This is a genomic window from Streptomyces sp. x-80 (genome assembly GCF_046549095.1).
In the GTDB taxonomy this organism is placed as follows: domain Bacteria; phylum Actinomycetota; class Actinomycetes; order Streptomycetales; family Streptomycetaceae; genus Streptomyces; species Streptomyces celluloflavus.
The window spans coordinates 277,969-297,982 of record NZ_JAJPWM010000012.1; the positions used below are offsets into that span (position 1 = coordinate 277,969).

At 70.8% G+C, this 20,014-nt stretch carries 15 protein-coding genes; 7 read left to right on the forward strand and 8 right to left on the reverse strand.

Translation table 11 applies throughout. The features are described 5' to 3' along the window. Positions 1-77 precede the first annotated feature (77 nt). Positions 78-2,804 (reverse strand): aconitate hydratase AcnA, encoded by a 2,727-nt coding sequence (gene acnA / locus ACLJWH_RS25115; RefSeq protein WP_411143991.1) that lies wholly within the window; start codon positions 2,802-2,804, stop codon positions 78-80. A gap of 305 nt (positions 2,805-3,109) precedes the next feature. Here acnA and ACLJWH_RS25120 point away from each other — a divergent pair, with 305 nt between their 5' ends. Together ACLJWH_RS25120 and ACLJWH_RS25125 are read left to right on the forward strand one after the other, a co-directional pair. Then, positions 3,110-3,889 carry a class I SAM-dependent methyltransferase gene (locus ACLJWH_RS25120; protein WP_411143992.1) on the forward strand — a complete coding sequence of 260 codons (780 nt, stop codon included), beginning with the start codon at positions 3,110-3,112 and terminating at the stop codon, positions 3,887-3,889. Positions 3,890-4,260: 371 nt separating this feature from the next. Further along, positions 4,261-4,608, forward strand: coding sequence for a hypothetical protein (locus ACLJWH_RS25125; RefSeq protein ID WP_411143993.1), 348 nt, complete (start codon positions 4,261-4,263; stop codon positions 4,606-4,608). Between the two features lie 221 nt (positions 4,609-4,829). On the opposite strand, the gene ACLJWH_RS25130 is transcribed toward ACLJWH_RS25125, so the two are convergent. Next, a complete protein-coding gene (locus tag ACLJWH_RS25130; RefSeq protein ID WP_411143994.1) occupies positions 4,830-6,173 on the reverse strand; it encodes an erythromycin esterase family protein in 1,344 nt (447 codons plus the stop codon). A 131-nt stretch (positions 6,174-6,304) separates the two neighbouring features. After that, entirely contained in the window at positions 6,305-7,588 is a 1,284-nt protein-coding gene (locus tag ACLJWH_RS25135) for an MFS transporter (RefSeq protein ID WP_411143995.1), read from the reverse strand. A 46-nt stretch (positions 7,589-7,634) separates the two neighbouring features. Between ACLJWH_RS25135 and ACLJWH_RS25140 the strand changes: the two genes are divergently transcribed. Continuing rightward, positions 7,635-8,033 (forward strand): MerR family transcriptional regulator, encoded by a 399-nt coding sequence (locus ACLJWH_RS25140; RefSeq protein WP_411143996.1) that lies wholly within the window; start codon positions 7,635-7,637, stop codon positions 8,031-8,033. A 156-nt stretch (positions 8,034-8,189) separates the two neighbouring features. Here the strand turns inward: ACLJWH_RS25140 and ACLJWH_RS25145 are convergent, their stop codons facing one another. Together ACLJWH_RS25145 and ACLJWH_RS25150 are read right to left on the reverse strand one after the other, a co-directional pair. After that, complete coding sequence (locus ACLJWH_RS25145; protein ID WP_411143997.1) at positions 8,190-9,227, reverse strand: nitroreductase/quinone reductase family protein; 1,038 nt, start codon at positions 9,225-9,227, stop codon at positions 8,190-8,192. Between the two features lie 760 nt (positions 9,228-9,987). Continuing rightward, on the reverse strand, positions 9,988-10,863 hold the full coding sequence (locus ACLJWH_RS25150) for a nucleotidyltransferase (RefSeq protein WP_411143998.1): 876 nt from the start codon (positions 10,861-10,863) through the stop codon (positions 9,988-9,990). A 298-nt stretch (positions 10,864-11,161) separates the two neighbouring features. Here ACLJWH_RS25150 and ACLJWH_RS25155 point away from each other — a divergent pair, with 298 nt between their 5' ends. Both ACLJWH_RS25155 and ACLJWH_RS25160 read left to right on the forward strand, forming a co-directional pair. Continuing rightward, positions 11,162-12,487 carry an MFS transporter gene (locus tag ACLJWH_RS25155; RefSeq protein WP_411143999.1) on the forward strand — a complete coding sequence of 442 codons (1,326 nt, stop codon included), beginning with the start codon at positions 11,162-11,164 and terminating at the stop codon, positions 12,485-12,487. 349 nt (positions 12,488-12,836) lie between these two features. After that, positions 12,837-13,430 (forward strand): sugar O-acetyltransferase, encoded by a 594-nt coding sequence (locus tag ACLJWH_RS25160; RefSeq protein WP_411144000.1) that lies wholly within the window; start codon positions 12,837-12,839, stop codon positions 13,428-13,430. Positions 13,431-13,499: 69 nt separating this feature from the next. Here ACLJWH_RS25160 and ACLJWH_RS25165 read toward each other — a convergent pair whose 3' ends face one another. Both ACLJWH_RS25165 and ACLJWH_RS25170 read right to left on the reverse strand, forming a co-directional pair. Next, positions 13,500-13,859 (reverse strand): GntR family transcriptional regulator, encoded by a 360-nt coding sequence (locus ACLJWH_RS25165; protein ID WP_411144001.1) that lies wholly within the window; start codon positions 13,857-13,859, stop codon positions 13,500-13,502. A gap of 10 nt (positions 13,860-13,869) precedes the next feature. Beyond that, the gene (locus tag ACLJWH_RS25170; protein WP_411144002.1) at positions 13,870-14,847 is read right to left on the reverse strand and encodes a DUF1648 domain-containing protein; all 978 of its coding nucleotides are present in this window, start codon (positions 14,845-14,847) and stop codon (positions 13,870-13,872) included. Between the two features lie 79 nt (positions 14,848-14,926). Between ACLJWH_RS25170 and ACLJWH_RS25175 the strand changes: the two genes are divergently transcribed. Then, positions 14,927-16,456, forward strand: coding sequence for a helix-turn-helix domain-containing protein (locus ACLJWH_RS25175; protein ID WP_411144003.1), 1,530 nt, complete (start codon positions 14,927-14,929; stop codon positions 16,454-16,456). 311 nt (positions 16,457-16,767) lie between these two features. Here ACLJWH_RS25175 and hemA read toward each other — a convergent pair whose 3' ends face one another. Then, positions 16,768-18,012: a 5-aminolevulinate synthase gene (hemA, locus tag ACLJWH_RS25180; protein ID WP_411144004.1), complete on the reverse strand. Its 1,245-nt coding sequence runs from the start codon at positions 18,010-18,012 to the stop codon at positions 16,768-16,770. Positions 18,013-18,372: 360 nt separating this feature from the next. Here hemA and ACLJWH_RS25185 point away from each other — a divergent pair, with 360 nt between their 5' ends. Continuing rightward, positions 18,373-19,929, forward strand: a complete 1,557-nt coding sequence (locus ACLJWH_RS25185) for a class I adenylate-forming enzyme family protein (protein WP_411144005.1) — start codon at positions 18,373-18,375, stop codon at positions 19,927-19,929. Positions 19,930-20,014: the final 85 nt, after the last annotated feature.

Sequence of the window (20,014 nt, forward strand, 5' to 3'; positions counted from 1 at the left end):
CAGGCGAAAGGGCCGCACCCCCGGGAGGGTGCGGCCCTTCGTGCCTCCGCCGGCGCTTGCCGGGCGGCCGGCGCGGCTTACTTACGGATCAGCGAGCGCAGCACGTACTGCATGATGCCGCCGTTGCGGTAGTAGTCCGCCTCGCCGGGGGTGTCGATGCGGACCTTGGCGTCGAACTCCACCGTGGTCCCGCCCGGGGCGGCAGCGGTGACCTTGACGGTCTCCGGGATGCCGCCGTCGTTCAGCGCGGTGACGCCGGTGACGGCGAAGGTCTCCTCGCCGGTCAGGCCGAGCGAACCGGCCGTGGCGCCCTCCGGGAACTGGAGCGGCAGGACGCCCATGCCGATGAGGTTCGAGCGGTGGATGCGCTCGTAGGACTCGGCGACGACGGCCTTGACGCCGAGCAGCGCGGTGCCCTTGGCGGCCCAGTCGCGGGACGAGCCGGAGCCGTACTCCTTGCCCGCCAGGATGACCAGCGGGACGCCGGCGGCCTGGTAGTTCTGCGAGGCGTCGTAGATGAAGCCGACCGGCCCGCCGTCCTGGGTGAAGTCGCGGGTGAAGCCGCCCTCCGTGCCCGGCGCGATCTGGTTGCGCAGGCGGATGTTGGCGAAGGTGCCGCGGATCATGACCTCGTGGTTACCACGGCGCGAGCCGTAGGAGTTGAAGTCGCGACGCTCGACGCCGTGCTCGGTGAGGTACTTGCCGGCCGGCGTGTCGGCCTTGATGGCACCGGCCGGGGAGATGTGGTCGGTGGTGACCGAGTCGCCCAGCTTGGCCAGCACCCGGGCGCCGGCGATGTCCACGACCGGGGTCGTCTCCATCGTCATGCCCTCGAAGTACGGGGGCTTGCGCACGTAGGTGGACTCGGCGTCCCACTCGAAGGTGTTGCCGGTCGGGATCGGCAGCGCCTGCCACTGGGCGTCGCCCGCGAAGACGTCCTGGTAGGAGGAGGTGAACATGTCCTGGCCGATCGCGGAGGCGACGACCTCGTTGACCTCGGCCTCGGACGGCCAGATGTCCTTGAGGTAGACGGGCTTACCGTCCTGGTCCGTGCCGAGCGCGTCCTTGGTGATGTCCACCTTCATCGAACCGGCGAGGGCGTACGCGACGACCAGCGGCGGCGAGGCCAGGTAGTTCATCTTGACGTCGGGGTTGATCCGGCCCTCGAAGTTGCGGTTGCCGGAGAGCACCGAGGTGACGGCCAGGTCGTGCTCGTTGACGGCCTTGGAGACCTCCTCCGGCAGCGGGCCGGAGTTGCCGATGCAGGTGGTGCAGCCGTAGCCGACGAGGTTGAAGCCGACCTTGTCGAGGTACGGGGTCAGGCCCGCACGGTCGAAGTAGTCGGTGACGACCTTGGACCCGGGGGCGAGGGTGGTCTTGACCCACGGCTTGCGGGACAGGCCCTTCTCGACCGCCTTCTTGGCCACCAGCGCGGCGGCGACCATGACGTACGGGTTCGAGGTGTTGGTGCAGGAGGTGATCGCGGCGACGGTGACGGCGCCGTGGTCGATCTCGTACGTCGAGCCGTCGGGGGCGGTGACGGTGGTCGGACGCGACGGCACACCGTCGGTGGAGGCCGGGGAGTCGGAGGCCGGGAAGGACTCCTTGCCCGCCTCGTCGTCGTCCTCGACGTAGTTGCGGACGTCCTGCGCGAACTGCTGCGAGGCGTTGGCGAGGACGATGCGGTCCTGCGGGCGCTTCGGGCCGGCGATCGACGGGACGACCGTCGACAGGTCCAGCTCCAGCTTCTCGGAGAAGTCGGGCTCGGCGGCCGGGTCGAGCCAGAGGCCCTGCTCCTTGGCGTACGCCTCGACGAGCGCGACCTGCTGGTCGCTGCGGCCGGTGAGCCTGAGGTAGTTCAGGGTCTCGTCGTCGATCGGGAAGATCGCGGCGGTGGAGCCGAACTCCGGCGACATGTTGCCGATGGTGGCGCGGTTGGCGAGCGAGGTGGCGGCGACGCCCTCACCGTAGAACTCGACGAACTTGCCGACGACGCCGTGCTTGCGCAGCATCTCGGTGATCGTGAGGACCAGGTCGGTGGCGGTGGTGCCGGGGGTGAGCTCACCGGTCAGCTTGAAGCCGACGACCCGCGGGATGAGCATCGAGACGGGCTGGCCGAGCATCGCGGCCTCGGCCTCGATGCCGCCGACGCCCCAGCCCAGCACGCCGAGGCCGTTGACCATGGTGGTGTGCGAGTCGGTGCCGACGAGGGTGTCGGGGTACGCCTGGCCGTTGCGGACCATGACCGTACGGGCCAGGTGCTCGATGTTCACCTGGTGGACGATGCCGGTGCCCGGGGGGACGACCTTGAACTCGTCGAACGCGGTCTGGCCCCAGCGCAGGAACTGGTAGCGCTCCTTGTTGCGGCCGTACTCCAGCTCCACGTTCTGCGCGAACGCCTCGTGGGTGCCGAACTTGTCGGCGATCACGGAGTGGTCGATGACCAGCTCGGCCGGGGCCAGCGGGTTGATCTTCGCCGGGTCACCCCCGAGCTCCTTGACGGCCTCACGCATGGTGGCGAGGTCCACGACACAGGGCACGCCGGTGAAGTCCTGCATGATCACGCGGGCCGGCGTGAACTGGATCTCCTGGCTGGGCTGGGCCTGGGAGTCCCACCCGCCGAGCGCCCGGATGTGGTCGGCGGTGATGTTCGCGCCGTCCTCGGTGCGGAGCAGGTTCTCCAGCAGCACCTTCAAGCTGTAGGGAAGGCGCGCGGCGCCTTCGACCTTGTCCAGCTTGAAGATCTCGTACGACTCGTCGCCCACGCGCAGCGTGCTGCGGGCGTCGAAGCTGTTCGCCGACACGACAGTCTCCTTCATGCATGAATTCGCGCGTACCACCGCAATCCTGCCGTCACAGGTCACGCCAATCCGCTAAGGTAACCCTAAGTTAGGTATGCCTTACTGGCGCGGCAGCGGTACGCCTCTCGGCAGATATCTCGATGTCGAGATAACTCTAGTACATCGCCGCGTCGAGGTCATGCGCCGGAGGTGCTTGTCCCCTTGCGGCGAAGGCTGAGCGTGGTCAAGGAAGGCCGGTCACCGCCGGGTCTTCCCGCCGCAGGCCGAGTGGTCGTGTACGGCCTGCTGTCCGGGGCGATGATGCGGAAATGGGTCGGGGAGACCGGACACTTCTCAGCTCGTCCTTCGGCGCGGCGGCGGTCGCCTACGCCGAGCACCGTCCGGACTACGCACCGACCGCGGTGCGCTGGGCGCTCAAGTCCGCGCCCGGCCTGCGCGTGCTCGACCTGGGCGCCGGAACCGGCAAACTCACCGCCACCCTGGTCGCGCTGGGCGCGGATGTCGTCGCGGTCGAGCCCGATCCGGCGATGCTGACCGAGCTGCGCCGCGCGCTGCCGTCCGTCCGTGCCCTGCCGGGCAGCGCCGAGGCGATACCGCTGCCGGACGGTGCCGTCGATGCCGGGCCGGCCGGTAATGCCCTGCACTGGTTCGACATGGCCGTCGCGGGACCCGAGACAGCCAGGGTCCTCGCACCAGGCGGCATCCTGGCCGGTTTGTGGAACGTCATGGACGACCGGGTGGAGTGGCTTGCCCAGCTCGCGCGGGTCAGCGGGAGCGCGGCCATCGGCCCACGTGACACGCCCACCGGCCGGCGTGCCGAGACGGCAGGCATGCGCCTTCCCACGACGGGCGCGGCCGCCCTGTTCAGCTCGCCGGAACGGGCCGAGTTCCCGCACGGGCAGCGTCGCACCGCCGACTCCCTCGTCGCGGCCCTCGCCACGAGGGCGGGCACGCTGGTCATGCCGGAACCGGAACGAGAGGCCACGCTGGGCCGGATCCGCGCCTACCTCGCGAGCCGACCGGAGACCGCCGACTGCGAGTTCACCCTTCCGATGCTGACCTGCGTACTGCGCGTCCGGACGTCATGAAAGCCGGCGGCCCGCGCCCCTTCACCGAGCACAGAGCCGCCGCACCGGGGGTGCTGGGTGGCTGTACCGGCCGGGACGGATCCCGCGGGACCCGACGTCGAGCTGTCGTACGTTGATGCCGCAGGCGAGCGTCGGCGGCGTCCGCATCCGGACTGTGTGACGGCCCGGTTCGGGGTCGGCCCCAGGCGTCGCCATCCGTCTCCCCTTGCTGAAGGTGCGCATCGAGGGCCTCTTGGACTGCCGGAAGCATGCTGCCGTGGTGGTCCACAGCACTGGCGACTTTCAGCGGTTTCCGCGCGCCACCCCTCTGCGCTACTTTCACCAGCAAGGTGCTCCATATTGGATTGCATCGATACAAAGGGGTGGAAAGTATGCGCAAGATCGCGTTATCCGCCGCAGGTCTGTCCCTCGCCGTGGGACTCGGACTCGCCACGGCGCCCAGCGCTGGTGCGGCGACGGCCTGCCCGTCCGGCGCAGTCTGCATCCGTGAGACGAACGGCAGCATCCTGAACCAGAACACCTTCTACAGCTACGGCCCCCACAACCTGTCGAACGTCACCGGCGACCGAGTGATGGTCAACAATCAGACCGGCGGCGCGGGCTTCCAGTTCTGCTACGGGTACAACGGCGGTGGTGGCTGCTCCGTCGTGATGCGTGATGTGGGCGAATACCTGCCATACAACATGACGCCGATCAACTCCGTGGTCCTCGTGCGGTAATCAGCACCCGCACCGGCGCTGACCGTCTCTCCTTCCGCGCCGAGGGCAGTGCCCTGTCACTGGCAAGCGGCCGGTGACAGGGCACTGTCGCGTGCCCGCCCCTCGGCGTCACCGCCGAGATACGACCGGACACGGGAGTGGCTGACCCCCACCGTCACCGGCCGGGCCGGCCGGGGCTGCCCGGCCCGTTGGCCGGCGGACGCCCGGTTCGTGCCGGGGCGCTACAGCTTGCCCGCCTCCCGGACGGTGTGGAGGTGGACCAGGACGTCGAAGGCCCTGCCGATGGCGATCTCGGGCGTCTTGGCGTTCGGGTACTGCGTGCCGACGTTGTATGCCGGGCGCGCGATGTCCAGCCAACTGCGGGCGTCTGCCGGGGCCTTGCGCAGGTCGGCGTAGTAGTCGCGGTACCGGACCTGGTCGAGCGTGTACTCGTTCGTGCCCGGACCGGCCGGGCCGACGGTGAACTTCTTCCACTCGCCGCCGAGGGCCTCGTCCTTGGAGAGGAAGGAGCCCTGGTCGAAGGTGGTGCCGATGGAGAGGTAGTCCGCGCCCAGGGTGTCGCGGAGGTACGCGCCCTGGGTCTTCGGGTACGTCGTGGGGTCCGAGGCCGCGTAGCCGGTGTGGTCGTTGTGGGCCGACAGCAGGATCCGGCCGCCGGTGCGCCGCTGCCACCATGCCGTGGTCTCGGCCATCACCTGGTCGCGGTAGCGCTCCATGGCGGTCAACGATTCCTGGTCGTTGGGGTTGACGGCCAAGAAGGTGTAGGTCTGGGCGATGTTGCGGGCGTTCTGGAGAACGAGCTCGACGTCCCCGCCACGCCCCGGCTTCTGCCGTTGTACGAGTTCCAGCACTTGTTGCGCCTTGGCCGCATTCTGCTGCCGCTCGGCGAGCGGCCGCTCCAGGTAGGCGACGGCGTCGTCGAGCGGGCGCAGGCCGGTCAGGAGCGCGTTCAGGCGCGGCAGGGATTCCGGACGGGTCCGCCGGACGTAGTCGGTGACGCTGTCGAAGACCCGCTTGTCGATACTGGGCGCACCGATGTCGTCACCCAGGAAGTGGACCGGGCGGTCGGGGTGCCGGCGGTTGTGGTCGCGCATCCACCGGACGAGGGTCACGAACTCCTCGCGGTCCCAGGGAGTTCCGGCCATCGTCTCGTGCACGACCTGCCGCGCGTCGCGGTCACCGTCGCCGCGCTGGAGGTAGTCGTCGATCCGCAGACCCGCCGACCAGCTCACCTCCAGGGTGAAGGTGGTGAATCCCTTCTGCTCGACGAGGTAGCGGAAGAGCCGGTCCTTCAGGGCGAAGAACTCGTGCGAGCCGTGCGTGGCCTCGCCCACGCCGACCACCTTGGCGTCGCCCACCATCATCCCCAGGGCGCGCAGATCGGCCGTGCCGGTGCCCGGCTCCGCCGACCGCAGCGGATGGGCGATCCGGTCCAGCGCGCGGACGGGGGCCGACGCGACGGCCGACGCGGACGCCGCCGGTGCCGCGTACGCGGCCGCCGCGGGGGCCAGCGTCGCGGCCAGGGCCACAACCACCGCCGCGAGCCGCTTCCCGTTGCCGATCATGTGTGATCACTCCTCAACCTGCCTGGTGCCAAGTACTGCTGAGAAGATCGTCACGCGTGCGGCGGCCCTGGCGCGATGGGGTCGGCCGCACACTTTCCCGGGGGATAACCCCCATGACCCGGGTTTCAGGGTCAGGCGCCCCGGGCCCTGTGGGGACGCGCCCGCCGCCTTCCCCGGAGCCGCACCGCGGTGGCGACGGCGGCAAGGGCGACGATCGCGATCCCCGAAGCGGCCAGCACATACCGGGGCCCCATGGCGGCGGTGAGGGGACCTCCGAGCCCGGTGCCCACCGGTGCGGCGGTGAGCAGGGCGGCGCCCCGGGCGGCCAGGACCGTGGTCAGCCAGGCCGCCGGGGTGCGGTCCTGGAACAGGGTGAAGGACAGTGCCGTGAAAGGTCCGTAGATCACGCCGCCCAGTGCGAAGCACGTTACGGAGACGGGTACCGGCGCGGCCAGGCCGAACGGTACGAGCGTCAGGCCCCAGCCGGCGACGATGCCCAGGGTGACCGGCCAGAGCGGGAGCTTGCGCAACGCACCGGCAGTCAGGCCGCCGAGAACGGCGCCCACCCCGAAGACCGTCCAGTACAGCCCGAGGAGGCTCGCCTGCGCGTGCAGGTCAGCGGTGACATACAGCGGGAGCGCGACCTCCACCGGTCCGTAGAAGAAGTTGAAGAACCATGTCAGTACGAGGATCCCGAGAAGCTCGGGCTGCCCGCGCAAGAAGTGCAGACCGGCCGCCGATCGGCCAGTGTCGACCGGCGCGGCGGACCCGACGGCCCTGGCCGCGCCGCCCAGCCGGCCGACCTGGACGGCGAGGGCGGCGAAGGACACCGCGTCGAGGCCGATGATCCAGGCCGGGCTGACGGCCGTCGCCAGAAATCCGGCGAGTGCCGGGCCGACGATGACGGACGCCGAGGTGGTCGAGCTGACCAGCGCGTTCGCGGCCAGCCGCTGTTCCGCGGGCAGTATCTCGGCGAGCAGGGAGTACTTTCCCGCGCTCCCCCAGGCATGCAGTACCGACGAACCGGCCAGCAGGACGACATACAGAACGGGGTGCAGCACCCCCGCCGCCCAGGCCAACGGCACACCGCCGAGCAGCACCGCGCGGAGCCAACTGTCCGCGGCCATCAGCCGCCGGCCGGGGAGGTGGCGCAGCCAGCGGCCGAAGACCAGCGCCCCGGCGGCTCCGGGAAGGGCGTACGCGGCAACCGCGGCACCGACGACCAGGGTGGACCGGCCGGGAGGCGCGATCAGAACGGCCAGCCACGCCACGGCGACCACGCTCATCCCGTCACCGAGGTCGGAGGCCGCCAGGGCCGGCAGGAGCCGCCGGAACTCGGCATGGGCGAACAGCGGCCGGTACGTGCGCGGCAGCAGGCGAGTTGTCCGTGGCCGGGTTGTCGGTGGGCGAGTCACCCGGTCAGACTCGGGGTTCAAGTGCGCTTGACGTCAAGGGGGATCAGTGCGGGAGCTGGGCATCGGGGACCTCGCGCGGCACGTCAGGATGCGGCCGTCGGCCCTGCGCTACTACGAGAGCATCGGTCTGCTGCCGCCGGCCGGGCGCGTCGCGGGGCGGCGCGTCTATCCGGCCGGCACGGTGCGGCGGATCGCGCTGATCAAAATGGCGCAGCGGGCCCGGTTCACCCTCGCCGAGATCCGCCAGCTGCTGGACACCTCCGCCGACCGGAGCGCCACCCGGCAATGGCGCGCGCTCGCCGAACGCAAACTCCCTGAACTGGACCGGTTCGTCCAGGAGACGCAAGCGTTGCGGAACGCCGTCGCCGACTGCCTCGCCTGCGGGTGCATGAACTTCGACAGCTGCCAGCTGCTCTCCTCCGGCACGGCCGGGGACGACGCCTGAGACGCTGCCCCCGCCGCCGAGGCGCAGGCGGTGGGGGCAACGAGCCCGCCGGAGGGTCTCCGAAGGGCCGGGCGCGGGCCGGGGCACCGGTGGTCCTGGTGACGATGGGAGGCGGTGGCGGGCCGGGCCCGCCGAACCCGTCACCGCCTCCCGTGGTCACCGTCGGACGGCGGTGCTCCCCGCACTGTCAGCCGGGGCGGATTCCGGTTCCGGAGCGGGTGCCGATTCCGGGTTCGGGGCCGGTTCCGGGGCGGGCGCCGATGCCGGATTCGCGGCCGGTTGCGGGGCGGGGGCCGGTGGGGCCGGGGGGAACGGGATCTCGGCCAGGGCCGGGAGGAGCGACTCCTCCTCGTAGTCGAGGTGCGCCGTCAGTTCCTCCGACATCCGGACCAGCTCGCCGCGGAAGTGGTGCGGGTCGGCGGTGCCGATGTCGGCCAGCAGGGCGAGGAGTTCGTCCTTGATACGGGCGACCGTACGGTGTTCGTCGCGGAGCCGGTCGAGGGCTTCGCGCAGATGGGGGTGGTGGTGCGCGAGGGCGGGGAAGACGTGCGCGTCCTCGCCGGTGTGGTGGAACGTGAGCGTCTCGCAGAACGCCAGGCAGTGCTGCCGGATGTGCAGGCCGAGCCCCGGCGCGGGCGGCGCGCCGGGCCCCTGGTGCGCCGCCCGCGCGGCGAGGTGGGTGTCGGCCTCGGCACGTATGTACCGCAACTGCGCGCGCAGCCAGGTGTGGACCTCGATGAGCTTGTCGGCGAGGTTGTTGACCTCGCGCGGGCCCGACGCTTCGGGCTCGGGGCGCTCCAGCACCACGACCGGCAGGGTCCGGGTGGTGCGCGCCTGGTAGTCGGCGTAGCCGGGCGCCACCCGCACCACGTGCCGGAACAGCCTCGCGCGCCGCGCGCCCTCGGCGGGGACCGCTATCGCCTCGTACGCCTCGGTGCCGATCTCCACCCGCACCGCGGGATGGGCGAGCAGATTGTGGTACCAGGCGGGATGGCTGGGCGCGCCGGCGGCGGACGCGACGATCAGTAGCAGCCCGCCCTCGCGCACATAGGCGAGGGGGACGGTGTGCCGCTCCCCCGACTTCGCGCCGGTGGTGGTCAACAGGAGGAGGTCGCCGCCCTCGAAGGGGCCGCCGACCTTTCCTCCGTTGGCGCGGAACTCCTCGATGACCTGCTGGTTGAAGGACTTGGGCATACGGTGTCGGATCTCCGGAGATGTGGTTGCGGACAGGGGTACACGCACGCAGGGGTGCCCTGGTACGCACAGGTACCTGGATGCGCACGGGCCCAGCGGTGCATGGGTGTGTGTGGTGCGGGTGTGTGGTGGTGATGTGGGGTGGGTGCGTGGCGCGCAGGGACCGTACGCGGGACCTCGTCCGGCGACGGACCTCGCTCGCGCCGCGCAGCCGGGTGCGGTCGCCGAGGTGCGGCGGCCATCGGGGAGGCGTGGCGTGGCGAGGTCACACGGGGGTGCGGGGCACCGCTGAGGACAAGGGACGGCGCACGGAGGCGCCTACGTCAAACGCAGGATGCGGAGTATGGACTCAAGGCAGATCCCTTGGTGAAGGTGTTCGCCCGACTACCGGCCTGCCCACTGCTCTCCGGCCGGCGTCACGTGACACGCGGACCATTACAACCACCCGTTTCGCCGCCTGTCAACGCGGCAGTTCGCGCGGGAACGGCGCGCGGAAACGCCGTTCCCCACGTCCGGGACCGCAGCCCCGCCCGGTCGCACCCGCAGCCACCGGACGGTCGGCCATCCCGGCGGAGCGGCGAGCAGCTCCCGCCCCGGACGATCACGGCGACCTCCGCTTCCCAGGAGAGACCACGGTCACCGAAGGAGAGGAGGCCGTGGTCCCTGACGGTCGTGGTCCTTGACGGTTGTGGTCCTTGGCGGCCGTGGTCCTTGACGGTCGTGGTCCTTGAGTCCGCCGGCCGGCGGGGCAGGTGTCCGGTCACTCGGCCCCCTCACCAGGGAAGGCGGTGTCGGCCGGTCCGCCAGGTCCGTACGTTGCCCATGTGCGGTCGATGGCATGGCCGAGGAAGTCCCGGGCCAGGTCGGCGCGCCGGGCGAGCCAGGCGGGGCCGGCGGGGGCGGGGGCCGGGACGTCGTAGCGGCGGGCCCGGATGTCGGCGACGACCTCGGCCGGGGCGTTCAGCTCGGCCAGGACGTGCAGTGCCTCGCCCTTGGTGATCAACCTGCCGTCGCGCAGCGTGACCGTGGCACGGGCCAGGGTCAGCAGACCGAGGTCGACCCAGATGTCCTGGAGCCAGCGGTCGGGCTGGTCCAGGGCGGGCCGCCAGAAACCGCGCAGGGATGCGAGCACGGAAGTGGCGAGCTGTGCGTCGGTGACCGGCGGAAGCAGGGCCGCGGGGTCCGCGCCGTGCAGGACCCGGCCGAACGTGTGGAGTTCGCGCCGGGTGACGGGGGTTACCGGGCGGCGCTTCAGTTCCCGGTGGGCCCAGGTGAGGTGGCTGCGTTCGGGGTCTGTCACCTCGTCGGCGGCGAGATAGCTGCAATGCAGTTTCGCGGCCAGGCGCTCGGTGCTGTCCAGATTCTCGTGCAGCTCGCCGAGCCGGCGCTCCTCCTCCGGCGTGCACCGGCGGTCGGTGATCGCGATCAGGTCGAGATCGCTGCGGCCCTCTTGATAGTCACCTCCGCCGAGCGATCCGTGCGCCCAGAGAGCCAGTAACCGGGGTGCACAAAGCCGTTGTTGGAGTTCCTCTCCGAAACGCTGGAGAAGGGCGGTGGTGGCTGTGCCGGCGAGCGGCTCCGGTGGTGTGGTCCTGGAGGGGAGAGGGGCGGGAGTGGGTCCGGAAGCGGGTTTCATGACGGCAGTCTGGGCCGTACCCGGCGGAGGAGAAAGGACATGTGGCGTTGCGGGAGGGGCGGTTGGAGCGGGCGGCGAGGACGGGCGGGGGCGCGACATGACGACAGACGGGGCACGGGGTGTGGCCACGGGCGGGGCGCCGGGCTCTGGCCGGGAGGTGTGGTCCGGGTGTGTCCTCGGATGTTCGGGATGTGTCCGCGGGGGTGACGTGGGGCGCGACGGTGCGGTCGGCCTCCGCGACGAGGCGGGTGTCCGGAAGCCCGTACCCGGACCGTTGCCGACTCCTACGCTGACCGCCGTGACGATCCCCTCGGCATCCGTGCCCCAACCCCTCTGGCGTGACCGGCGGTTCGCGCTGCTCGTCTCCGCCCGCACCATCTCGGTCCTCGGCAACGCCTTCGCCCGGGTCGCCCTCGCCTTCGCCGTACTGGCGCTGCCGGGGGCGAGCCCCGGCCGGCTCTCGCTGGTGCTGGCCTGTCAGGCGCTGCCGCAGCTGCTGTTCATCCTCGTCGGCGGGGTGATCGCGGACCGGATGTCGCGCTCCCGGCTGATGATCGCCGCCGACCTCGTCGGCGCGGCCGCGTACGCCGGGCTGGCGGCCATGGTGCTGACCGGGCACGCGCCGCTGTCCGCGATGTGCGCGCTGGCGGTGCTGGCCGGTGTGGCCACCGCGCTGTTCGTGCCCGCGATGGACGGCGTCGTACCGCTGATCGTGCCCGCCGAGCGGTTGCAGCACGCGAACGGGATGCTCCGGGTCGGCACGAACAGTTCGATGCTGCTGGGGCTCGCGCTGTCCGGCGTGACCGTCGCGTTCGTCGGCGCCGGCTGGGCGCTGGGCCTGAACGCCGTGTCGTTCCTGGTGAGTGCGGCGCTCATCCGCGGCCTGCGGCTGACCGCGCGGCCGCGTGCGGTGTCCTCCCGGTGGGCCGATCTGCGGGCAGGCTGGCGGGAGTTCACGAGTCGGCAGTGGCTGTGGACCGTCGTCGCGCAGTACTCCCTCGTCGTGGCCTCGCTCAACGCCACCGTCGGGGTCCTGGGACCGCTGCTGGCCGATCGGGACCTGGGCGGGGCACGGTCCTGGTCACTGCTCGTGGCCGCGCAGGCGGTGGGCACCATCGGCGGTGCCGGACTGGCCGCCCGCATCCGGGTGCGCCGCCCGGTGCTGGTCGCCGTACTGGCCACGTTCCCCGCCGCGTTGCCGATCGCCCTGCTCGCCGTCTCCGCGCCGGTGCCGTTGACCGCGCTCGCCATGTTCTGTTCCGGTGTGGCCGGCGACATCTTCGGCGTGCTGTGGGCGACCACCATCCAGCGTGAGGTCCCGGAGGAGGCGCTGTCCCGCGTCAGCTCGTACGACGGGCTCGGCTCACTGGCCTTCGCGCCGCTCGGCCTGCTGATCGCCGGTCCGGTCGCGACGGCCATCGGCGTCGGCCATGCGCTGGCGGGCTGCGCCGCGCTGATCGTGCTGGCGACGGCCGCGGCGCTGTTCTCCCCGCAGGTACGCAGGCTGCGGGCGCCGGGGCCCGGATCGGGGCCGGGGCCGGGGCCGGGGCCGAATGACGGAGCGACCCGGGCAGCCGAGGCGGCGCCCGATACAGCACCCGACACCGGTCAACCATCCTTGTGACACGCACTTTTGCATCGTTGTGACGCGCACGCCTGAGCTTCCGACGGCGGCTACGCACTTCCCGGCACGGCGTCTGCCCCGGGGCCCGCCCCACCCTCGGCGGGAACGGGAAACGGGAGGAGCGCGCAGGAGCGGCACCTGGGAGCGGTGGCCGTCCGTGACGGCATACGTGCGGACGGGGCCTGCGCGACACGGGCGGGTGACGCTCACCGCCGCGACACCAGCGCTTCGGTTGACAACGGCGAGCGACAACGACAAGGGTCGATGACAAGGACCGATGGCCGATGACCAACAACCAGGGTCGGCGACACATGGCACAGACCAGTGACAGCAGCGGCAGGTGACGGCAATGGGTGAGAACAAACAGCGCATGCTCGCCGGCGAGTGGTACCTCCCCGACGATCCCGAGCTCGCCGCGGACACCGAGCGCCGCATCGAGCTCTGCGGGACGTACAACGCGCCCGGGGCGCGCACGGCCGCCGAGCGCACCGGGATCCTGGCGCAGCTGCTCGGCGCGGTGGGCGAGGGGGTGCGGATCCGGCCGCCGTTCCACTGCGACTACGGGCGGTACATCAGTGTCGGGCCCCGTACCTTCGTGAACTTCGGCGCGGTCTTCCTGGACGCGGCGCCCATCACCGTCGGCGCCGACGTACAGATCGGACCGAATGTGCAACTGCTCACACCGCTCCACGAGTTGGACGCGGACCGGCGGCGGGCCGGCTGGGAGAAGGCGGAGCCGGTGACGATCGGCGACAACGTCTGGCTCGGCGGCGGGGTGATCGTCTGTCCCGGGGTGACGATCGGCGAGAACACCGTGGTCGGTGCCGGATCGGTGGTCACCAAGGATCTGCCGCCGGGGGTGCTGGCGGTCGGCAACCCGGCCCAGGTCATCCGCTATCTGGACGCCGGTACGTCCCTGACGGGCCCGCCCGATCCGTTCTGACCGCGCCGTGCCCTCCCTGACCGCACCGCGCCCTCACCACACCGCACCACCGTCACCGGCGCCGCCCCCTCACGGGGTCACCAGTCCCTCCCGCACCAGCGTCACGATCTCCTCGTCCGACAGTCCCAGCCTGCGCGCCTCGGTGATCAGCCGCTCGGCGGCCTCACCGAGGCGGGCGCGGCCTGGGGACGCGGTGCCGGTGATCATCGCGCCGCGTCCGCGGCGGAGTTCGATCAGCCCCTCCTCCTTGAGCCGCTGGTAGCCGCGCAGCACCGTGTGCACGTTCACGCCGAGGGAAGCGGCGAGCGCGCGGGCGGCGGGCAGCCGTTCCCCGGCCTGTACCGAGCCGTCGGCGATGGCGCCACGGATGGAGGCCGCGACCTGGTCCCCGAGGGGCACGGAGGAGGCGGGGTCCACCTGGATCAGCACCTCGGTCTCCCTACTTCGAACGTGCGCGGTCCAGGTACGTGTTGAGCAGTGCGACGGCGGTCGCCGCGTCGTCGACCGTCACCACGAATTCCCTGTCGCTCGTCAGCCGGAGCACGACTCCCTCACCCGAACGGAGCACAAGGCCGCTCCGGCCGGGCTGGACCCGGTAGCCCCACCCGCCGAACTCCGTGGCGATCACGACCTCGCGGCTGGTGGCCGCCACGATGCGGTGCAGGGGTATGCGCCGGAAAGGGTACGGCAGCAGCGTCGGCGCGAGGGCCAGGCCCCGCCGGTCCACCGTCACCCGTACCGAGGCGAGGGCGCCGGTCACGACGGCGGCGGCCAGCAGTACGGCGCCGGGGAGCCGGTTGTCGGTGAAACCCAGGACCAGCCCGGCGCCGCACACCGGGATGCTCACCGCTGCCATCAGTGGTGAGCTGACGGTGTGCGACCAGCTCGCTCGACTCCCGCCGGGGAGGTCGAGCCGGGGCTCGCTGCCGGGCGCCCGGTGCGCGGACCGGGTACCCGGTCCGGCGAGCAGCCGTCCCACCCCGCCGGCCAGCAGGGCGACGGCGAGCGCCACGGCCAGGTGCCAGTACGGAAGGCGGACCGCCGCGGCGTCCGGGACCCCGGCATTGCAGAGCAGCGTCGCACCCGTCAAGTACGCGAGCCCGGCGGCCATGGCGTATCCGACGACGGGCTGCCAGCGGGCCGCCGGGCCGGCGCCGGGCCGGCGGCCGAGCACGGCGAACGCGATGCCGAAGACGGCGAGCGGGGCGATACTCAGGATCAGGTACCCGCCGGGCGATGTGTAGCCGTCGGCCTGGCCGTTGGGACCGAAGTGGGTGGCGAGGTGCTCGGGCAGCCGGCCGGCCACGGCCGCGTAGACGCCGCCGAGCACAACTACCGCGAGGACGAAGGGAAGCACGACAACCCAGGCCCGCGGAGGGCTGGTTGCAGGCCGATCGGCACGCAGGGAAGAGTTCATGACTACCTCCAATTGTTCGCATGGTACTAGAACAATGGGCGATTGCGCATGCATCTCATATCTGAGATACGGTCGCCCCATGGCAGACGACTACCTCGTACGCATCGGCAAGCTCATCCGTGACGCCCGGCAGCACCGGGGCTGGACACAGACGCAGCTCGCCGAGGCGCTCGGCACCAGCCAGAGTGCGGTGAACCGCATCGAACGCGGCAACCAGAACATCAGCCTTGAGATGATTGCCCGTATCGGCGAGGCCCTGGACAGTGAGATCGTCTCGCTCGGCTATGCCGGTCCGATGCATCTGCGCGTGGTCGGCGGCCGCCGGCTCTCCGGCAGCATCGCCGTGAAGACGAGCAAGAACGCCTGCGTCGCGCTGCTGTGCGCCACGCTTCTGAACGCGGGCCGGACAACTCTGCGCCGGGTGGCCCGTATCGAGGAGGTCTACCGCATCCTCGAAGTGCTCGGCAGCATCGGTGTCCGCACCCGGTGGATCAACGACGGCAACGACCTGGAGATCGTCCCGCCGGCCGAGCTGAACCTCGCCGCGATGGACACCGAGGCGGCCCGCCGCACCCGCAGCGTCATCATGTTCCTCGGCCCGCTGCTGCACCGGATGGACCGCTTCAAGCTGCCGTACGCCGGCGGCTGCGACCTCGGCACCCGCACCGTGACCCCGCACATGACGGCGCTGCGCCACTTCGGCCTGGAGGTCACCGCGACCGACGGCACCTATCTCGCCGAGGTCGACCGCGACGTCTCCCCCAAGCGCGCGATCGTCCTGACCGAACGCGGCGACACCGTCACCGAGAACGCCCTGCTGGCCGCGGCCCGGCACGACGGCGTCACGGTCATCCGCAACGCCTCCTCCAACTACATGGTCCAGGATCTCTGCTTCTTCCTGGAGGAGTTGGGCGTCAAGGTCGAGGGCATCGGCACCACCACGCTCACCGTGCACGGCGTCGCGCGCATCGACCGCGATGTGGACTACGCCCCGTCGGAGGATCCGGTCGAGGCGATGAGCCTGCTGGCGGCGGCCGTTGTCACCGAGTCGGAGCTGACGATCCGCCGGGTCCCGGTGGAATTCCTGGAGATCGAGCTCGCGGTCCTGGAGGAAATGGGCCTGGACCACGAGCGCAGCACGGAGTACGCCGCCGACAACGGCCGCACCCGGCTGATCGACCTGACCGTCCGCCCCTCCAAGCTCCAGGCCCCGCTGGACAAGATCCACCCGATGCCGTTCCCGGGCCTGAACATCGACAACGTCCCGTTCTTCGCGGCCATCGCGGCCAGCGCCGAGGGCCAGACCCTCATCCACGACTGGGTCTACGACAACCGCGCCATCTACCTCACCGACCTCAACCGCCTCGGCGCCCAGGTCAAACTCCTCGACCCGCACCGCGTCCTGGTCGACGGCTCGACCCGCTGGCGCTCCGCGGAAATGATGTGCCCCCCGGCCCTGCGCCCGGCCGTCGTCGTCCTGCTCGCGATGATGGCCGCCGAGGGCACGTCCGTCCTGCGCAACGTCTATGTCATCAACCGGGGTTACGAGGACCTGGCGGAGCGCCTCAACTCGATCGGGGCGCAGATCGAGATCTTCCGGGACATCTGAGGGGCGGGCCCGCCGCGCCCCTTCCTGACCTGCCGTGAAGCAGGCCGGGAAGGGGTGCGACGGCATCCGTGGGACGTCTCTGGGACTTTGCGCCTCCGGCGGGCTCCTACAGGCCGCGGCCAGGCGGACTGCCGTCCCGCCGGGGCTACGCGAAGATCGCGTCGATGGCGGCGGTGCCCCGTACACCAGCCCGGTGCGGGAAGTGGGGGTACTTCCGCAACGTGAACCCTCGATCGGAGTGGGCCGGCCGACAATCGCGGCACGAGCCCCTGTGTCCACACTCCGGGGGACGCCTCATTCGGTGACCGGGATCAACGGCTCGGAGCGGCCGGGGTCGCCGGCACGCGGGCGGAGCCCGCTTCCTCCCAGACCTGGTCCAGGGCGTCGACGAATCCGCGTACGTCGTCGGCGGTGTGCACGGCTCCGGGGGCGACCCGCAGGATCTCCTCGCCGACCCGCACGCTCGGCGCGTTGATCGCCTGCACGTAGATCCCGTGCCGGTCGAGCAGCAGCGTGGACATCCGCTTGCACACGGCCTCGTCCCTCACCAGGACGGACACGATATGCGTCTGGTCCGAAATGAAGGGAATGCCACGCTCGTTCAGCAGCCGGTGCATCAACTGCGCGTTCGACCACAGCTGTTCCCGCTCGGCATCGGAGGACCGCAGATGGCGTACGGCGGCCAGGGCGCCGGCGGCCACGGCGGGCGGCAGCGCGGTGGTGAAGATGAAGGAGCGGGAGAACATCCGCACCGCCTCGATGACTTCGGCGGGGCCGGCGATGTAACCGCCGGTGGTGCCGAAGCCCTTGGCCAGGGTGCCCATGATGACGGTGAAGTCGCCGGCGATGCCCTCCCGGGCCGCGATGCCGGCGCCTTCCGGGCCGTACATGCCCACCGCGTGCACCTCGTCGAGGTACGTCATCGCGCCGTGGCGCTTGGCGATGTCGGCGAGTTCGGGCAGCGGGGCGATGTCGCCGTTCATCGAGTACACGGACTCGGCGACGATGAGCTTGGGGGCGTCCGGGTCGGCCGCCGCTATCAGTTCTTCCAGGTGAGCGGTGTCGTTGTGGCGGAAGATCTGCTTCTGGGCGCGGCTGTGGCGCAGGCCGTCGATGAGGGACGCGTGGTTGAGGGCGTCGGAGAAGACGACACACCCCTCCATGCGGCCGGCGATGACGGACAGCGCACCGTCGTTGGCGGTGTAGCCGGAGGTGAACAGCAGGGCGTCGTCCTTGCCGTGGAGCGCGGCGAGCTCCTTCTCCAGCAGCACGTGGTAGTGGTTGGTGCCGCCGATGTTGCGTGAGCCGCCGGCGCCGGCGCCGTACTTGTCGACCGCCTCCTTCATGGCTTCGAGCACCGCGGGATGCTGGCCCATGCCGAGGTAGTCGTTGCTGCACCAGACGCTGATGCTGTCCGGGTCGGCCAGGTGTCCACTGCCGCGCACGCTGGCCGCGGGGAAGCTCCCGGCGAGCCGTCCTATCTCCAGAAACTCCCGCTTTCCCCCGTCGGAGCCTTCGATGAGGCGTGCAAAGAGGTCCAGGTGTTGGATCGTCACGTCTACTCGCTTCGTTTCAGGCCGTCTGAAGCCACGGGCAACTACGTATAACTGGCTGAAACCGCACGACTGCGGCTGGATTCTGCTCGCCCCCGGCGCGAACGCGTCACTGACGGAATCGCGCGGGGAATCACGTGGCTTTGCCGTCCTCGATTCAGAGGAGGGGCGCGGAATTGACATCTGTATACCATCGGCCGCGGTCGGCATCAATACACCCGAGACTGCCGGTCATTCGAAAGCCATCAATGGCAACTCGGTTTGCTCAGCGTCATCTGACTGCCACTCAGAATCCGTTGCCACGCTCTCACGATCATGTAACCCTGCACCGACCGATAAACAGGTCGGCGAAGTGGAGTTCCGATGTCTTCGAACGAGAATTACGCCCGCCGGGTGCTTGAGGCGTTGGCGTCCGATCCCGACCGGATTGCCCTGTGGTGGAAGGGCGAGGAGTTCACCGCGGGCCGGTTCTCCAGGGCGGTTCTCACGGCGGCGGAACTCCTGCGCCGACACTTTACGGAAGACAAGAATCCGGTTGTGGCGGTGCTGACCGTCACCAACAGCCCGGCGACCATCATCCTCCGCTACGCGGCCAACCTCGCCGGGGCCACCCTGGTCCATTTGCACTCCACGAACGCGGTGGATCCCACCGACCAGCTGGCCGCCGCCGCCCGGCAGGAGATCCTCGGCAGGACCGGGGCGGCCTTCCTCGCCGTCGACAAGGAGAACGTCGACGCGGCCCGCGAGCTGTGCGACCGGCTGCCCGAGCCACCGCGGCTCGCCGCGCTCGGCACCCTCGGTCCCGATGTCCTGGACCTCTCGTCGGGCGACCCGGACGCCTTCGACCTCGGCGCCGTCGAGGCCGACCCCGAACAGCCGGCCGTGGTGATCTGCACCAGCGGTACCAGCGGCCGTCCCAAGGGTGTCGCGATGCCGTACCGCGTCCGCAGCCGCTACCTCCAGGTGGGACTCCAGGTGGGCCTCCGGTCCCCGGAACCCACCGTCTACCTGTCGACCCTGCCGGTGAGCAACTCCAGCGGCTCCGTCGTCGACCTCGCGCTCGCCTCCGGCGGAACGGTCGTCCTCCACGACGGGTTCGAGGCGGGCGAAGTACTGCGGGCCGTGGCACAGCACCGTGTCACCGCGCTGACGATCACCCCGCCGCAGCTGTACATGCTGATCGACCACCCCGACACCGCCACCACCGACCGGTCGAGCATCAGGGTCATCACCTACGCCGGCTCCCCCGCGGCCCCCGCCCGACTGGCCGAGGCGGTAGAGGTGTTCGGCCCGGTACTGCTCCAGATCTACGGGACCACGGAGACCAGCCCCATCAGCGTCCTGACCCCGCCGGACCACCTCGACCCGGAACTCCGCCGGACCGTCGGACGCCTGTCCGCGGAGGTACGCATCCGCGACCTGGACGACGACCGTGACGTCCCGCCCGGCGAGATCGGCGAGGTGTGCGTGCGGAGCCCGTTCACCATGCTCGGCTACTGGGGCGAACCGGAGCTGACCGCCGCGACCGTCCACAACGGCTGGGTGCACACCGGCGACCTCGGCTCCGTCGACGAGAACAACTGCCTGCGCCTGCACGGCCGGCTGGGCGAGGTGATGAAGACCAACGGCATCAAGGTCCATCCCACGGATGTGGAGAACACGCTGCTGACCCATCCGGACGTCGCCCAGGCCGCGGTGTACTGCGTGGTCGACGACGACCGCGTGGAGCACATCCACGCCGCCGTCGTGGTGCGGCCGGGCGGCACCGCCGACTCCGGGACGCTGATCGGTCACGTCGCTGCCGAGCTGTCCCCGAAGCATGTACCGGCCGTGGTGACGTTCCGCGACGCGCTGCCCCTCACCGGTGCCGGCAAGCCGGACAAGCGGACGCTGGCCGCACAGCACAGCGGTGCGGCATGACACTGACAGCCGCGTCCGTACTGGCGGAGTCCGCCGAGCGGCGCCCCGACCACCCCGCGCTCGTCCACGGCTCCGAACGGATCAC

What these genes read in the sequence shown, in the direction of transcription:
- ACLJWH_RS25150 (WP_411143998.1), bottom strand. Translation starts at nt 10,863, where the DNA reads ATGAAACCCGCTTCCGGACCCACTCCCGCCCCTCTCCCCTCCAGGACC.
- ACLJWH_RS25185 (WP_411144005.1), top strand. Translation starts at nt 18,373, where the DNA reads ATGTCTTCGAACGAGAATTACGCCCGCCGGGTGCTTGAGGCGTTGGCG.
- ACLJWH_RS25120 (WP_411143992.1), top strand. Translation starts at nt 3,110, where the DNA reads ATGGGTCGGGGAGACCGGACACTTCTCAGCTCGTCCTTCGGCGCGGCG.
- ACLJWH_RS25130 (WP_411143994.1), bottom strand. Translation starts at nt 6,173, where the DNA reads ATGATCGGCAACGGGAAGCGGCTCGCGGCGGTGGTTGTGGCCCTGGCC.
- ACLJWH_RS25145 (WP_411143997.1), bottom strand. Translation starts at nt 9,227, where the DNA reads ATGCCCAAGTCCTTCAACCAGCAGGTCATCGAGGAGTTCCGCGCCAAC.
- ACLJWH_RS25175 (WP_411144003.1), top strand. Translation starts at nt 14,927, where the DNA reads ATGGCAGACGACTACCTCGTACGCATCGGCAAGCTCATCCGTGACGCC.
- ACLJWH_RS25160 (WP_411144000.1), top strand. Translation starts at nt 12,837, where the DNA reads ATGGGTGAGAACAAACAGCGCATGCTCGCCGGCGAGTGGTACCTCCCC.
- ACLJWH_RS25170 (WP_411144002.1), bottom strand. Translation starts at nt 14,847, where the DNA reads ATGAACTCTTCCCTGCGTGCCGATCGGCCTGCAACCAGCCCTCCGCGG.
- ACLJWH_RS25125 (WP_411143993.1), top strand. Translation starts at nt 4,261, where the DNA reads ATGCGCAAGATCGCGTTATCCGCCGCAGGTCTGTCCCTCGCCGTGGGA.